A 12,740-nucleotide genomic window follows, 5' to 3' on the forward strand; every position below is an offset into this window, starting at 1 on the left:
GAGGCTGGGAAAGAGGTCGCAGCCCGCGGCCGATCCGGGACACACGAAGGAGAGAGAACCATGGCTGGATTCATCAGACGGGTCATCACTGAAGAGAGAGGGTCGGCCACGGCGGAGTATGCGGTCGCGACGATGGGGGCGGTCGGGTTCGCCGGGCTGCTGGTCGTGCTGCTGCGGGGTGACGAGGTCAAGGCGATCCTCACGGATCTGGTCACGCGTGCGCTCACCACCGGTGGGTGAAGGCGAGCGGGGGAGCGTGACCGCCGAGTTCGCGGTGGCGCTCCCCGCGGTGCTCGCCTGCCTGGCGCTGTGCCTTGGGGCGGTGCAGGCGGCGACGCAACAAACGCGAATGGTGGATGCGGCAGCGCAGTCGGCGAGACTGCTCGCCCGTGGCGACGACCCGGCCGCGGCCGGAGGGCCGGCAGCGAATGTGCAGCTGGACGTCGAAAGAGAAGGAGGAATGGTGTGTGTGAACGCGACGAGCGCGAGCGCCGTGACAGGGCTCGGAGCGCTGGGGCTGACCGTCGCTGCCCGGGCGTGTGCGCTGGACGAGTAGCCGGGCGGTGGATCGGGCGCTGGATCGGTCGTGGCGCGGCCGGGGTGTGCGGCCTGACTCGTGATGAGCGTGGCGCGGCTGGAGTGCTCGCGGTGGCGGTGATCGGGGTGCTGGTCTGCGCGACGACGGTAGCGGTCGGGCTGGCCGGCGCGTTCGGGGCGCGGCGCGTCGCAGCGGTCGCCGCCGATGGTGCGGCGCTCGCTGCGGCAGACATCGCATCGGGGCTGCGGCCGGGGAGTCCGTGTGTAGAGGCGGCGAGGGTCGCCGAGGTCAACGCAGCACGGGTGGAGGCGTGCATGATCGACGGGGTCGTCGCCGTCGTCACGACATCTGTGTGGTATCTCGGGCTGCCAGCGCGCTCGACCGCACGCGCAGGACCACCGGGAACGCCCTAGCCGGACGCAACCCGAGCGGGCCCCGCGCGCCGTTCAGTCGAAGATGGCCTCCAGATAGCGATACTCCACGGCGCTCGGACGGCGGTCCAGGGCGTCGTCGGAGGCGAACTCGATGGAGGAGGAGCGGATATAGAGGTAGCGCTTGCCAGCGGTGTGCGAGGGGATCTCGAGGCGGGGGCGCGGGTCGCCCGTGCCGAGGTACTCGGTTGCGATGGTCTTGCCCTCGAGGGGGCCGTCGGTCAGTTTGGCGGTATACGTCGTCGTTGAAGTGGTAGCCATGACCTCATTTTCCTCCCGCCCCCGGCCACCGCAAGGGCTGCGCCCTCGGCGAACGAAGATCGGGCGATTAGGCAGACAAGCGGCTCGGGTGTGTATGGTTTGCCTGTCGGGCCGTGTGGCCCACGCTCGCCGCAGGGGTGCGGCGCCGGGGGAGCGCGCTACGAACGTCTAACTGTTGCAACACAGTGCGTACATATAAGAGGAGTCAGGTGTCTGGCACGAAGAAACTCGTCATCGTCGAGTCACCGAACAAGGTGAAGTCGATCGCTCAGTATCTGGGCGAAGGCTACGAAGTGATGGCGTCCGTGGGGCACATCCGCGACCTCATCGAGCCCAAGAACCTGCCGCCGGAGCTCAAGAAGGGGTCCCTCGGCAAGTTCTCGGTCGACGTCGAGAAGGGCTTCGAGCCCTACTACGTCGTCTCCGACCAGAAGAAGAAGACGGTCGCCGACCTCAAACGTGCACTGAAGAACGCCGACGAACTCCTGCTCGCCACTGATGAGGACCGCGAAGGAGAGGCCATCGCGTGGCACCTCGTCGAGGTGCTGCAGCCGAAGGTCCCCGTGAAGCGGATGGTGTTCCACGAGATCACCAAGGACGCCATCGAGAAGGCGCGCGACAACACCAGAGAGATCGACACAGCACTCGTCGACGCCCAGGAGACCAGGCGCATCCTGGACCGGTTGTACGGCTACGAAGTGTCGCCCGTCCTCTGGCGCAAGGTCGGTCCCGGCCTGTCTGCCGGTCGAGTGCAGTCCGCGGCGACGAGGCTCGTCGTCGATCGAGAGCGCGAGCGTCTCGCGTTCGTTCCCGCTTCGTACTGGGGGCTCACGGCGCACTTCACCCCGGAAGAGGCGAACGGATTCGAAGCCAGGCTCGCCAGGCTCTCCGGAGAGCGCGTCGCCACCGGCCGCGACTTCGACGACCACGGCAAGCTCACCTCGTCCGCCCGCACCCTCGACGAGGAGACGGCGACCAGCCTGGCCGCGGCGATCTCGCTGCCGAGCACTGTCGTGAGCGTCAGCAAGGTCGACTCCAAGCCGTACTCTCGTCGTCCCGCGGCGCCGTTCACCACTTCGACCATGCAGCAGGAAGCGGCGCGCAAGCTGCGCTTCTCCGCGAAGCAGACGATGAGCGTCGCCCAGTCGCTGTACGAGAGCGGCTACATCACCTATATGCGAACCGACTCCGCGTCGCTCTCGCAGCAGGCGACGAACGCCGCCCGCAACCAGGCGGCCAAACTCTACGGCCCAGAGACGGTGCCCGAGAAGCCGCGCACCTACGCGTCGAAGAGCAAGAACGCGCAGGAGGCGCACGAGGCGATCCGTCCGTCCGGTGAGGTCTTCCGCACGCCGTCCGAGCTCGAGAAGGTCCTTCGTGGCAACGAGTTCCGGCTGTACGACCTGATCTGGAAGCGCACCGTCGCCTCGCAGATGGCGGACGCGAAAGGCCAGACGGCGTCCGTCACCGTCGAGACGAAGATCACCGAAGGCGCCCACGAGGGCACCGTCGGCGAGTTCACGGCGAGTGGTACGGTCATCACGTTCCGCGGATTCCTCAACGCCTACGAGGAGAGCAAGGACGAGGAACGAAACTCGGCCGACGCCGCCGACGCGAAGCTTCCGCCGCTGCAGCCCGGCCAGGGGCTGAGCGTTCAAGACGTCGAAGCAGACGGCCACGAGACGACCCCGCCGCCGCGCTACACGGAGGCCAGCCTCGTCAAGGCGCTCGAAGAGCTCGGCATCGGCCGGCCGTCGACATTCGCCAGCATCATCTCCACGATCGTCGACCGCGGCTATGTGACGCCCAGAGGCCAAGCTCTCGTGCCGAGCTGGGTGGCGTTCTCCGTCGTCCGTCTGCTCGAGGACTACTTCGGCGACCTCGTCCAGTACGACTTCACCGCAGAGATGGAGAACGACCTCGACCGCATCGCCGACGGCGAAGCGGAGCGCGTCGACTGGCTCAACAGCTTCTACTTCGGCAGCGACAAGCACACCGGCCTCCGCCGGGTCATCGACAACCTCGGCGAGATCGACGCACGCAGCATCAACTCGATCGCGATCGACGACGACGTGACACTGCGCATCGGCAAGTACGGTCCATACCTCGAGGTCGCAGAGGAGAGCGCAGCAGAAGGCGCGACCCCGCGCCGGGTGAACATCCCGCCGGAGCTCGCCCCCGACGAGCTGACGCCCGCCAAGGCGCACGAGCTCATCGAAGCGCCCGTCCTCACGGACAGGGTTCTCGGCGTCAACCCGGAGAACGGCAAGAACATCGTGGCGAAGGACGGCCGGTTCGGTCCGTACGTCACCGAGGTCGACCCTGAGGAGCCCGCCGCGGAGTCTGCGGCGGAGACCGTCGACCAGGCCACCGGAGAAGTCGTCGCCGCCCCCGCCAAGAAGACGACGAAGAAGGCTGCGGCCGTCAAGCCGCGCACGGCCTCCCTTTTCAAAACCATGGACCTCGCGACCCTCGACCTCGGAACAGCGCTGCAGCTTCTCGATCTCCCGCGCACCGTCGGGCTCGACCCGGAAAGCGGCGAAGAGATCCAGGCGCAGAACGGGCGATACGGTCCCTACCTGAAAAAGGGCACCGACACACGTTCACTGCCGAGCGAGGACGACATCTTCGGGATGGACCTCGCAGGTGCCCTCGAACTGTTCGCGCAGCCGAAGTACGGCAACCGCCGTGCCTCCAGCGCTCTCAAAGAGTTCGACGCCGACCCGGTCAGTGGCAAGCCGATCAAGGTCAAAGACGGCCGTTTCGGTCCATACGTGACCGACGGAGAGACGAACGCCACCATCCCGCGCGGCGAGACGGTCGAGGAAGTCGACTTCGAGCGCGCCGTGCAGCTGCTCGCCGACAAGCGCGCGAAGGGACCGGCCAAGAAGGCTCCCGCCAAGAAGGCTCCCGCCAAGAAGGCACCCGCGAAGAAGGCCCCAGCCAAGAAGGCGCCGGCGAAGACCACGGCGGCGAAGACGACTGCTGCGAAGACCACTGCCGCGAAGACCACCGCGGCCAAGACCACCACCACGCGCAAGGCGGCGGCCACGAAGCCGGCTGCCGAGTGAGCGGGACCGACGCGGAGCGGGACGGTCGCGGGCTCTTCATCACCATCGAGGGCGGCGACGGAACCGGCAAGTCCACGCAGGCGAAGCTGATCGAGGAGTGGCTCGCGGGCCGCGGCCGCACCGTCGTGCGCACCCGTGAGCCGGGCGGGACGGAGGTCGGCGTCGAGATCCGCGAGATCGTGCTCCACCACCGCGGTGACATCGCGGCGCGCGCCGAGGCGCTGCTCTACGCGGCCGACCGTGCGCATCACATCGAAACGTTCGTGCGACCGGCACTGGAGCGCGGGGAGGTCGTGCTGCAGGACCGCTACCTCGACTCGTCCGTCGCCTACCAAGGGGCCGGCCGTGTTCTCGACCCCGTCGAGATCCGCAACCTCTCCCTGTGGGCGGCGCAGGGCCTGCTCCCCGACCTGACCATCCTCCTCGACCTCGACGAGACCACCGCGCGCGCCAGGCTCGACTCCTCCCGCACGCGCTACGACAGGCTGGAGGCCGAGAAGTCGGACTTCCACGCGCGCGTGCGAGCCGCATACCTGGGCCTTGCCGAGGCCGAGCCCGAGCGGTTCCTGGTGGTGGATGCGTCGCGTCCAGTCGACGAGATCGCGGCGGACATCCGTGCGCGGCTCGAACCGCATGTCTGACCGGCCTCCCGTTCCTCCCACGTCGGGCGGTGTCTGTGGCGACCGCTAGCCTGGGAGGCATGGCAGTGTGGGACGACCTGACGGGTCAGGACGACGCGATCGCCATCTTCAACGCCGCAGCAGAGGGCGGGTCGGCGCCCAGCGCATCCACTGGTGAGGGCGCAGCGGCGGCCACCGGCTCCTCGATGAGCCGCAGCATGACCCACTCCTGGCTGATCACCGGGCCTCCCGGCTCCGGTCGGTCCAACCTTGCTTTCGCCTTCGCCACGGCGCTGCTCAGCCCGGGCACGCCGGAGGGCGACCTGGCGACGCAGCGTCAGGTGGACGCGCGGACCCACCCCGACCTGGCCGTCCTCAGCACGGAGCGCGTGATCATCTCCATCGAGGAGGTGCGGACGCTCGTCTCCAGCTCGCAGTTCTCCCCGTCGGTCGGCCGCTACCGCGTGATGATCATCGAAGACGCCGACCGGATGAGCGAGCGCACCTCCAACGTGCTCCTCAAAGCGCTCGAAGAGCCGCCGGAGCGCACCGTGTGGATCCTCTGCGCTCCGAGCGACGCCGACCTGATCCCGACCATCCGCTCGCGCGTGCGCACCGTGCGGCTGCGAGTCCCCGGCGTCTCCGACGTCGCCGCCCTGATCGAGCGCAGAGACGGCGTCGATCCCGTGACCGCCGAGCGTGCTGCGAGGCACGCCCAGAGCCACATCGGCATGGCGCACCGGCTGGCGACCAACGATGAAGCCAGACGCAGGCGCGACGACACACTGGAGCTGGTGCTGCGTATCCGGTCGGTGTCCGACGCGGTGATCACGGCGGCCAGCCTGCTCGAGATCGCGGGCGCCGACGCCAAGGCGATCACCGAGGAGCGGGACGCCGAGGAGCGCGAGCACGCGCTGCGCTCGCTCGGCATCGAACCGGGCGGGACCATCCCTCCCGCCCTGCGCTCGCAGCTCCGCCAGCTCGAAGAGGACCAGAAACGACGGGCGACGCGCAGCCTGCGCGACGGGATCGACCGCATCCTCGTCGATCTGCTCTCGCTGTTCCGCGACGTGATGATGCTGCAGCTCGGCAGCGCGAGCGAACTCGTCAACAGGGAGTTGCGCGACAGGCTGGATGCTCTCAGCACTCACACGACTCCCGCGGCTACGCTCGCGGCGATGGATGCGATCGCCACCGCCCGGCAGAGGATCGACGGCAACGTCGCCCCAGCACTGGCGATCGAGGCCATGCTCACGACCATCCTGCGCGGCGGTGCCGCTCGAAAGGGGAACGACCAGTGACCACCCGCCCTGGCCGCACCATCGCTTCTGACGCAACCGGTTCCCGCCGCGGAGCGCGTCGCCGCAGTACCCGCACCGCTCTCGTCGCCGTCGCCGCGATCGTGGCCCTCACCCTCACTGGATGCGTCACCTGGTTCATCCCGGCGAAGACGGCGCAGACATCGACACCGGCCGCAGAGCAGGTGGCCGCCGACCTGCAGCCCTTCTACAGCCAGGTGCTCACCTGGAAGAGCTGCGCCTCCGGCAAACAGTGTGCGACGGCCAAGGCGCCGCTCGACTGGAAGAACCCGTCGGCGGGCGAGATTGAACTCGCACTCATCCGTCAGACGGCCAAGGGCACGAAGCAGGGGTCGCTGCTGGTGAATCCCGGGGGCCCTGGCGGCTCAGGCTACGACTTCGTGAGGGACTCCGTCGACTATGCGACGGACAGCACCCTGCAGCAGCATTTCGACGTGGTCGGGTTCGACCCTCGCGGTGTCGGCCACTCCACGGCGGTGAAGTGCTACGACGCCAAACAGATGGACGCATACCTCTACGACATCACGCCGGGCACCCGCGGCTCAGATCAGTGGATCGCCGAGAACGCGACCAGCTCGAAAGCCTTCGGCTCGGCGTGCTCCACGAACACCGGTGCGTTGCTCCAGCACGTCGACACGGTCAGTGCAGCGCGCGACCTCGACCTGCTCCGTGCCGTCCTCGGCGACAAGAAGCTGAACTACCTCGGATACTCATACGGCACGTACCTCGGCGCCGTCTACGCCGACCTCTACCCCGGCAAGACCGGCCGTCTCGTCCTCGACGGCGCGCTCGACCCTGCCGCGAGCAACTTCGATGTGACCAAGGTGCAGTCCGAGGGCTTTGAGAGCGCGCTTCGTGCCTACCTCAAGGACTGCCTGACGCAGAAGGGATGTCCGTTCAGCGGGTCGGTCGACGACGCGATGACGACCATCAGCCAGCTGCTCGCCTCGGTCGAGAAGAGCCCCATCCGCAACTCGGACGGCCGTGAACTCGGGGCGAACACGCTCGTCACCGCAATCATCTACCCGCTCTACGACGCGACGGCCTGGTCGTACCTGTCGGACATGTTCACCTCGGTGATGAAGGGGAGCGCCTCCACGGCGTTCACCTTGGCCGACGCGTACAACAACCGGCAGCAGGACGGCACGTACGGCGACAACTCCACCGAGGCGTTCATGGCGATCAACTGCCTCGACTACACCTACGACGCCGACCCGACGCTGATGCGCGCCCAAGCAGCGGAGCTGGCGAAGGCCGCGCCGGTGATCGGCCAGTACATGGCATACGGCGACATCGGCTGCGCGAACTGGCCGTACACCTCGACTGTCGAGCGCGGTCCGATCGCTGCGAAGGGGTCGGCGCCCATCCTGGTCGTCGGCACCACGAACGACCCGGCGACGCCGTACGTGTGGGCGAAGAACCTCGCGGGCGAGCTGGAGAACGGTCACCTGCTGACCTACAAGGGCGAGGGTCACACGGCGTACAACAAGTCCAACTCGTGCGTGAACGGCACGGTCGACGACTTCCTCGTGAAGGGCACGATCCCGGAAGCCGGAAAGACCTGCTGAACATGCCGTTCTGGAGTGGTGCAATTTTGCAGACGATGAAATAATCGTCCCATGAGCATGGTGCAGGAGGAACTCGGGCTGCGGGAGCGGAAGCGCCTCGCGACCAGGCGCGCGATCCAGCTGGCGGCACTCGAACTCGCCAGCGAACGCGGCTTCGACCGCGTCACGATCGACGAGATCAGCCACGCCGCCAACGTGTCGCCGCGCACGTTCTTCAACTACTTCCCGTCCAAGGAGTCCGCCATCATCGGCGAACTCCCCGAGCTACCGGACGAGGAGCGCATCGAGCGGTTCATCGACGCCGGCCCAGGCGAACCCATCCTCGACGGCATCGGCGAACTGCTCGTGGCGGCGATCGATACGGTGGAGCTGACGGACGACGACCCGACGGCGGCCGCAGACTCCGGCAGGAGCGTCCACGAACTCCACAACCTGCGCCGTGCCCTCCTCAAAGACAACCCGGAGCTCTTCGCGCAGCGCATGGCGAGCATGCACCAGTTCGAGGACGCCCTGAGCGCCATCGTGCAGCGCCGCCTCGCCCACGACGACCCGCAACTCGCCGAAGACCAGGAATCGCTTCACCAGCGTGCGCGCCTGGTCACCTATGTCTCGTTCGCCGGGATGCGTCACGCCTGGTCGTGCTGGGCGGACCACGGCGGCGTCGAACCGCTTGCCGATCGCCTCCGCAGTTCGTTCGCTCAGCTTCAGGCGCTCGGGAACCAGGTTCGCTGACAGACAATCTCAGATGGTCAGTGGCACCCTCCAGGATCGGGTAAGCTATCTGACTGTGCGTCACGCCCCTCGGGCAAGGCCCACGCCGCCCTAGCTCAGTCGGCAGAGCATCTCACTCGTAATGAGAAGGTCAAGGGTTCGATTCCCTTGGGCGGCTCCATCAGCCCCGTCTCCGGACGGGGCTTTTCTCGTTTCCATCCTCGGAAGGGGTAGAACGGTTGGACTGATTGAGAGTACTCTCAGCCAACATGAGCATTACTCACCTCAGAGGATCGGGGCGCACACTCGACCAGGCGTTCGACCCGAAACTGAACGCTCTCAATGCTGTCCGATTGACGCTCGCGATCAGTGTCATCGTCTGGCACTCCTTCCCGATCACGGGAGCGCCGCATCCGGGGACTGTTGTCACGCAACTGCTGGGCGAAGGGGGCGTGGACGGCTTCTTCGCCATCTCAGGGTTCCTGATCGTCTCCAGCTGGATGCGCCGCCCGCGCTGGTGGCCGTATCTGAAGGCCCGGTTCTTGCGCATCGTGCCGGCGTTCTGGGTGTGCCTTCTGGTGACCGCGGTCGGTCTCGCGCCCCTTGGCATCCTGCTGGCCAGGCAGCAGTTCCCGGACAGCTACGTCGCCGACGCCGTGACCTACGTGACGCACAACGCTGGGCTGCTCATCACGGAGACGGGCATCGGCGAGACGCCGACCGGCGTTCCGTACCCGGGCGTCTGGAACGGTTCCCTCTGGACGCTGTGGTGGGAGTTCCTGTGCTATCTCGGCGTTCTCGCGCTGGGGCTCACGCGGCTGCTCAGGTTCAGGCTCACCATCCCGGCCGTCTTCCTCGCCTGTCTCGCCGTGGTGGTCGCCACGGATCTGGGCGCCGCAGGCAACTTCTATCTGGTGAACGGGGCCCGCTTCGGTCTGATGTTCGCGGCCGGTGCGCTGGTCTACCAGTTCAGGCGCCTGATACCCGTCAACGGGTGGCTGATCGGCGGGGCGTTCGTGGTCGTCGCCCTGGCCGCCCTCCTGCCCGACTATCGCGTGGTTGCCGCCATTCCACTGGCGTTCGGGTTGATCGGTGCCGGCGCTCTGACGAAGATCCGCCGACTGCGTCTTCAGAACGATGTGTCGTACGGCACGTACATCTACGCGTTTCCTGTCCAGCAGGTACTCGCCTCTGCCGGCCTCGCCGTCGTCGGTGTGCCCGTGTTCGCGATCGTCGCAACGGTGATCACCCTCGCTGTCGCAACGGGAAGCTGGTACGCGATCGAGAAGCCCGCAATGCGGCTGAGGAACAGGGGGCGCGTCACGGCGTCACCGGCGGTGGCGGCTCCAGCGCGTCTCGCGCCCTCGCCCGACGGCTCATGATTAATCCGTGCCAGCACGGGGTCGACAGGGCGGTCTGAGGCGTACTCTGGTCACAAGTTGAGAATCATTCAGGTTTGGTCGGGCTGACACCGGCCGGACTCGCGGCCGGAACTCGTAAGCAGGAGCGGGGACCACAGCGCGAACCGGAACTTCACACAGCGCCTGAGGCCTGCGACACGCAGCACACCAGTGACCCGCAGCGCAGAGCCCTCGGCGCGCATCCCGCACGTATTCCGTGCGACGACGTGCCTGCCAGAGGTTGTCATGAGTATTTTCCGCCTGTCACGGTCCCGTGGACTCGGCGTCGCTGCGTCCATCGCGGCCGCCATCGGTCTCGTCTTCGGAGGACTGGCGATCGCCGGCCCGGCCAGCGCCGACACCATGCCGCCCGATCCGAACAACCCGGCCACCCCTCCGACGGTCAGCGCAGCCGCCCTCCCCACTACGCAGATCGACGGCGTCGCCTGGGCGCAGGTCGTGGTCGGCAACACCGTCTATGTCGCCGGCAAGTTCACGACGGCGCGACCCGCAGGATCACCGGCAGGGTCGAACACCACGCCGCGCAGCAACCTGCTCGCGTACGACGTCACCACCGGCGCCCTCCTTTCCAGCTTCAATGTGCCGCTGAACGCGCAGGGACTGGCCATCGCGGCCACCCCGGACGGCTCGCGCGTCTACGTCGGGGGTGACTTCACCACGGCCGGTGGCGGCAACTACTACCGCATCGTCGCGATCAGTACGGCGACCGGGCAGGTGGTGAGTTCCTTCCGGCCGATCATGGAGAGCGAAGTGCGCGCGCTCGCAGCGACCAACACAGCCGTTTACGCCGGAGGAACGTTCTCGAGCGTGAACGGAACGACCCGCGGCTATATCGCCAAGATCGATGCGGCCACCGGGTCGTTGATCACCACGTGGGCCGCCAGTGCGGACTACGTCGTGGACGCACTGGCCGTCAGCCCCGATGGCACCAAGGTGTACGCGGGGGGTCGATTCCAGAACATGAACGGCAGTGCCCACTACGGTCTCGCCATGCTGAACGGCACGACAGGGGCGAACCTGCCGTTCCCCGCCAACTCGGTCGTCCGGGATGCGGGCGTTCAGGCCGGCATCACCACGCTCGCTGCAACATCCGACCGAATCTACGGCGCCGGATACGTCTACGGCTCCGGGGGCAATCTGGAGGGCAGCTTCTCGGCGGACGCGAACACGGGGGCGCTGATCTGGCTCGAAGACTGCCACGGCGACACGTACTCGGTCTATCCGCTCGGGAACGCGCTCTATGCGGTCGGCCATCCGCACGACTGCCGCAACGTCGGCGCCTTCCCCGAGACGAATCCGCGCTCGTACCACCACTCCATCGCCTTCTCGAAGGCGACGACCGGCAGGCTCACGAACGACGGCAACCGTAGCTACTTCAACTTCAGCGGACAGCCGTCGCCGACACAGCTCAACTGGTACCCCGCTTACGTGACAGGGTCGTTCACGGGTCAGGGGCAGGCGGCCTGGAGTCTGGCGGGCAACAGCCAGTACCTCGTCGTCGGCGGCGAGTTCCCGTTCGTGAACGGGGTCGCGCAATACGGGCTCGCCCGGTACGCATTCGACAACGTCGTGCGCAGCACGGTGGGGCCGAACAACAACACGGCCATGACACCGAATGCCACGTCGACGACGGCAGGCCAGGCCAGGGTCACCTGGACGTCGACCTACGACCAGGACAACACGAACCTCACATACAAGCTGGTCCGTGACGGCAACACCGCCAGCCCGATCTACCAGGCCAATCAGCTCTCCACCTTCTGGAACACTCCGGCCATGGGCTTCACAGACAGCGGGCTCGCCGGAGGCAGCCAGCACACCTATCGGCTGTACGTGACGGACCCGGACGGCAACCAGATCAACCGCGCGGGCAACACCGTCACCATCGTTGGCGGCGGGGCGAACCAGAACCCGACCGCCTCGTTCGTGGCGACGCCGAGCGGTCTGTCCGTCTCTGTCGACGGCAGCGCATCCAGTGATCCGGACGGGTCGATCGCGGCATATGCGTGGACCTTCGGCGACGGAGGGACGGCGACGGGAGCCACCGCTGGTCACGCATACGCGGCGGCCGGCACATACACCGTCACCCTCAATGTCACAGACAACCGCGGTGGACAAGCCACCACGAGCAAGCCGGTCACCGTGACTGCGACCACGGGCAGCACCGTGGCGAAAGACGCTTTCGAGCGATCGGTCGCGAATGGCTGGGGGTCGGCGGTCACCGGGGGAGCGTGGACCGGCGCCGGGGTCGCGACGGCGTACGTCGTCGGATCGGGGACGGGTCAGATGATCGACCCGGCCGGTCTCACCAAGACGGAGACGCTGAACGCGGTGTCGGCGAACCGCACGGACACCACGGTGACCTTCACCACCGATGTCGCGCCATCCGGAGGCGGGATCTTCGTCTCGGCGATCGGGCGGCAGGTGGGATCGGTCGGCTACGAGGGACGCGCCTGGATCAGCGCGAGCGGGGCTGTGCAGGTCCAGCTTCTGCAGAGCGGCAACGCCATCGCAGCCGTACCCGTCTCCGGACTCACGTACGTGGCCGGTCAGCAGCTGAACCTGCGCGTCCAGGTGTCCGGCACGTCGCCGACCACCGTGAGCGCCAAGGTCTGGCCGGCCATCCAGGCCGAACCGGCGGCATGGCAGGTGAGCGTGACAGACGCCACCGCCGCGCTGCAGGCATCCGGCTCCGTCGGGCTCCGCTCGTACGTGTCGGCGTCGGCGACGCTCACGCCGGTGACGGTGAAATTCGACGACTACCTGGTGGTCGTCGTGCCGTGATCGAGGGCGGCCGGATGTC

Annotated in this window: 11 protein-coding genes and 1 tRNA gene; 11 read left to right on the top strand and 1 reads right to left on the bottom strand. The window is 67.3% G+C overall.

Annotation, left to right across the window (positions count from 1 at the left end):
• Positions 1-60: 60 nt before the first annotated feature.
• The 3 genes from AC37TH_RS15455 to AC37TH_RS15465 are packed head-to-tail and all read left to right on the top strand — an operon-like array spanning position 61 to position 951.
• Positions 61-240, top strand: a complete 180-nt coding sequence (locus tag AC37TH_RS15455) for a DUF4244 domain-containing protein (RefSeq protein ID WP_490765242.1) — start codon at positions 61-63, stop codon at positions 238-240.
• A gap of 16 nt (positions 241-256) precedes the next feature.
• Positions 257-556 carry a TadE family type IV pilus minor pilin gene (locus tag AC37TH_RS15460; protein ID WP_490765243.1) on the top strand — a complete coding sequence of 100 codons (300 nt, stop codon included), beginning with the start codon at positions 257-259 and terminating at the stop codon, positions 554-556.
• Positions 557-600: 44 nt separating this feature from the next.
• Positions 601-951, top strand: a complete 351-nt coding sequence (locus AC37TH_RS15465) for an Rv3654c family TadE-like protein (protein WP_490765244.1) — start codon at positions 601-603, stop codon at positions 949-951.
• Positions 952-984: 33 nt separating this feature from the next.
• On the opposite strand, the gene AC37TH_RS15470 is transcribed toward AC37TH_RS15465, so the two are convergent.
• Positions 985-1,230 carry a hypothetical protein gene (locus tag AC37TH_RS15470; RefSeq protein ID WP_490765245.1) on the bottom strand — a complete coding sequence of 82 codons (246 nt, stop codon included), beginning with the start codon at positions 1,228-1,230 and terminating at the stop codon, positions 985-987.
• A gap of 209 nt (positions 1,231-1,439) precedes the next feature.
• Here AC37TH_RS15470 and topA point away from each other — a divergent pair, with 209 nt between their 5' ends.
• From topA to AC37TH_RS15510, 8 genes are all read left to right on the top strand, one after another.
• On the top strand, positions 1,440-4,301 hold the full coding sequence (gene topA / locus AC37TH_RS15475) for a type I DNA topoisomerase (RefSeq protein ID WP_490765246.1): 2,862 nt from the start codon (positions 1,440-1,442) through the stop codon (positions 4,299-4,301).
• Positions 4,298-4,942, top strand: a complete 645-nt coding sequence (tmk, locus tag AC37TH_RS15480) for a dTMP kinase (RefSeq protein WP_490765247.1) — start codon at positions 4,298-4,300, stop codon at positions 4,940-4,942. Before topA ends, tmk begins: the two co-directional genes overlap by 4 nt.
• Before the next feature lie 59 nt (positions 4,943-5,001).
• Positions 5,002-6,222, top strand: a complete 1,221-nt coding sequence (locus AC37TH_RS15485; RefSeq protein ID WP_490765248.1) for a DNA polymerase III subunit delta' — start codon at positions 5,002-5,004, stop codon at positions 6,220-6,222.
• Positions 6,219-7,808, top strand: coding sequence for an alpha/beta hydrolase (locus AC37TH_RS15490; protein ID WP_490765249.1), 1,590 nt, complete (start codon positions 6,219-6,221; stop codon positions 7,806-7,808). Before AC37TH_RS15485 ends, AC37TH_RS15490 begins: the two co-directional genes overlap by 4 nt.
• Positions 7,809-7,859: 51 nt before the next feature.
• Positions 7,860-8,540 (top strand): TetR family transcriptional regulator, encoded by a 681-nt coding sequence (locus AC37TH_RS15495; RefSeq protein ID WP_490765250.1) that lies wholly within the window; start codon positions 7,860-7,862, stop codon positions 8,538-8,540.
• Between the two features lie 84 nt (positions 8,541-8,624).
• Positions 8,625-8,700 (top strand) — tRNA-Thr (locus tag AC37TH_RS15500).
• Positions 8,701-8,788: 88 nt separating this feature from the next.
• Positions 8,789-9,901 (top strand): acyltransferase family protein, encoded by a 1,113-nt coding sequence (locus AC37TH_RS15505; protein WP_490765251.1) that lies wholly within the window; start codon positions 8,789-8,791, stop codon positions 9,899-9,901.
• Between the two features lie 264 nt (positions 9,902-10,165).
• A complete protein-coding gene (locus AC37TH_RS15510; RefSeq protein ID WP_490765252.1) occupies positions 10,166-12,721 on the top strand; it encodes a PKD domain-containing protein in 2,556 nt (851 codons plus the stop codon).
• Positions 12,722-12,740: the final 19 nt, after the last annotated feature.

The organism is Leifsonia sp. McL0627 (assembly GCF_058244615.1).